This window comes from Caldithrix sp. (assembly GCF_056497305.1).
The window spans coordinates 1-3,478 of the sequence record NZ_JBSMDE010000105.1 but is presented as its reverse complement, the minus strand read 5'-3'; the positions used below and the strand labels follow the sequence as shown (position 1 = coordinate 3,478).

Here is a 3,478-nt window from a genome sequence, read left to right as displayed (position 1 = left end):
ACGACGAACTGGCTTACAATCGGGACCAATTGCCCAGTTACATGGAGTTGTTAAAGACCCATTTCGCGGATCGCATTGAAATCGGCCCCAGCGGGGTTTTGACCAGCGTGGAAAATTACGACTGGGGACTGCCAGGTTCGGGTATTTTAATCTGGCATGTCGATCAGCGCGTACTGCGCCAGAAGGGGCCACTAAATCGGATTAATGACGATCCCGCCTGGCGCGCCGTGGACCTGGAAGAAGCGGACGGTTCGCAAGATATCGGGCAGAGCTACACCCTGCTCGACGCCGGTTATGGCAAAGACCTGGGCTGGTTTGCCGACTTCTGGTTTAAAAACCGCCCGACCTATCTGAAAGATTTTGAATTGTACCAGAACGAATTCTCCTCGACTTCGCGTCCGGCTACCGTGTCTAACTGGAATCATGCCTACTCTCACATCCGGCTTTATGATTTTAGCGCCAATACAGATAGGGTGATGCATTTCTCTTTTGAAAAGGAAATGCTGGAAGAAGGCATGCCCTATGGCCTGAAACAGCCCATAACCGCCTACACGGCCATTAAACACCAGGGAAAAAACTGGTTTTACATGGGGCTTCCCTCTGGCGAGGTATGGGTGCTGCTGCAGGAAGATGCGCCCAATCAATTTTTTTGGGGGCCAATGGAAGCGGGACCGGATCAGGATTCCGTACGCTATTTTACGGCGCTGGATGTCGATGGGGACGGCAATTACGACTGGATGCTGGCCACCTATTCAAAAACAATAAGGGCCATTCCTGTGGTAGACCCGCGCTACAGCGGCCCGCTTACCTTTCCGGAGTGGCAGGCGCCGGACCAAATTTTGGCCCAGCCTGTGGCCAATGGGGCTCAGTTTGTGGTCAGTTGCGCCAACGACTCTCTGTACAAAATGGAGATCAGCGGCTCAACGCTATCCTTGCTGGAAAAACGAGCGGGCTTTAAAGAGGCACGCGATCTGTTCTTTAGTCCGGAGTTTGACTGGCCCGCCGGTCAGGCGGCCGATTTCGTCGCGCTGATCATCGATCGCGTCAACAATCAAAAAATTGCTGTTTTTGCCCTGAACGACCAGGGAAAGACCGCGTTCACCATCAGAAAGCAGGAAACGGTTAGCCATTTTGTCGCAGACGCACAGATGGTTGGCGATTTGGTGCTGGCCGATATGGATGGCAATGGCACGGCCGACATCGTTTTTAACAGTCAAAATCAGATTTTTGCGCTGAACACTAACGGCACGCTGATCGATCATTTTCCCATCAACGTGGCTTTTAATCATGCGGATCAGTTGATTGGTTCGCCTTTGATTGTTGATCTGGATGGGGACGGGCAGAATGAGCTGTTGGTGGCTTCCAGAGCGGGCGGCCTGCTGGCCTTTAATATCAAAGGCATGCTTTTGCCGGGCTTTCCGGTTACCATTGGCGGAAATCTGAGCCACACGCCAATGCTTTTGCAATGGGATGACGACAGCTCCCTTGAATTGTTCGCCGTCAATGATTCGGGCACCTTTACCGTGTGGCAACTGGATTCGAAAGACAACGCCCATCTGGTCTGGCCGATGGCCAATCTAAATCCAGAAGCCAATGCCGTTTTTATTTTTGAAGATGCGGGGCAGGCTGTGCAAGCGGGCGCCCTGCTGCCCCAGGCCAGCGTGTACAATTATCCCAATCCCAATCAGGGTAATGTTACGACCATCCGCTATTATTTGAACGAAGCGGCCCATGTGGCCATCAGAATCTTTGACCTGGCAGGTTCAAAGATAGCGGAAAGCGAGATGTCCGGATTGGAGAAAACGGACAACGAGTTTGTCTGGAATGTGGAAGATGTGCCATCCGGGGTTTACCTGTGCCAGATAGAAGCAAAATCGGACGTGAGCGGTAAAACCGAACGCCGGCTGATTAAAATCATGGTCGTGCATTAAAATGGTCGCTGCTCTAACGTCAGCAGGGGCGGGCGTTCTGCAAAATGCACCTAAATGTCAATTCGAATCCCGATTGATCGGAGTGAGAAATCTTATGTTCTCATCAAAAACAAGAGAATGCTCTTCTACGCGATGCCTGGGCGCTCGAAATGACACTGGAATTGACTGAGATGCGACGGTTGCTTTTTGTCTCAGGCGCTACGCTTCGTACTTCAAAAGGCATTTAAAAATTGAGCTGTAATGGAAAGGTTCTAAATGGCACACAAAGGCTGGAAAACAAGCATTTTAATCTTTTTTGTTTTAGGGATTTCAGCCATCCAGGCGCAATTTATCGATTACAATCATCCGGAGTTGCGCTGGCAATCGTTTGAAACCGAGCACTTTGTGGTGCACTTTCATCAGGGCACCAAACGCACGGCCTTGCTGGTGGGTAAAATTGCCGAAGAGATTTATCCGCATGTGACCGGGCTGTACGATTACCGTCCCAAGGACAAAATTCATTTCATTATTAAAGATACGGACGATTACTCCAACGGCGGCGCGTTCTTTTTTGACAACAAAATTGAAATCTGGGCTTCCAATCTGGATTACATCATGCGCGGCACAAAAAACTGGCTGCGGGATGTGGTGACCCACGAATTCACGCACATGATTTCTATCCAAAAAATGATTAAAACCAATCTGTTGTTTCCTTACGGTTTTTTTCAGGTGTTTGGCTACGAAAAGGAGCGGCGTAAGGACGTGGTGCGCGGTTTTCCCAATGTGCTGGTCAGTTATCCGATCAGTTCCATCAATATTCCGGTGTGGTTTGCCGAAGGCACGGCCCAGCACCAGGCGCCTGGCGCGCGCTATGATTACCGCGATCCCAATCGTGAGATGATCATCCGCGATCGGATTTTGCACGAACAGTTGTTGACTTATAATTCCATGACTGTGTTTGGTAAAAGCAGCCACGGCAACGAATCGGCTTACAATCTGGGCTTTTCCTTTGTCAATTATTTAGCCCGTCGTTTTGGCGAGCCGGTTCTGGAAAAGATTACCAGGAATTCGGCCAAATGGAAACACTGGACCTTTGAAGGGGCTTTAAAAGAAGCCACAGGGCTTGCGGCTCAACAATTGTACAACGACTGGAAGGATTCTTTGACCACGGTCTATTTGCAACGCACGGCAGTCATTAGACAACACGAGGTGAAAGGCAAGCCTATTGAGACCAGAGGCAGCGCCAATCTCTATCCTGTCTTTTCGCCGGATGGAAAGTGGATAGCTTATGTCTCCAACGCCGGTGAAGACTACTTCAGTTTAAATCGTTTGATTTTGTACAATCGGCAAAGCGCTAAAAAGAAAACGATTAGCCAGAACATCTCGTCTTCTTTAAGCTGGTCGCCCGACAGCCGCTATTTGATTTACGCCCGGCAAAAGCGCAACAGCCACGGTTCGGCGTTTAACGATCTATTTGTTTACGATGTACAACAAGAAAAGGAAATCCGTTTAACTAAAAATTTGCGCGGGCGGAATCCGGATTTTAGCCATGACGGGAAAAAGGTGGT

General features: G+C 49.7%; 2 protein-coding genes. Both read left to right on the top strand.

The window, feature by feature from the left end:
- The coding region (locus ACWB0I_RS09055; protein ID WP_479387737.1) for a T9SS type A sorting domain-containing protein at positions 1–1,931 on the top strand (1,931 nt) is incomplete at its 5' end.
- A 255-nt stretch (positions 1,932–2,186) separates the two neighbouring features.
- On the top strand, positions 2,187–3,478 hold a 1,292-nt coding region (locus ACWB0I_RS09050), incomplete at its 3' end, for a TolB family protein (protein ID WP_479387736.1).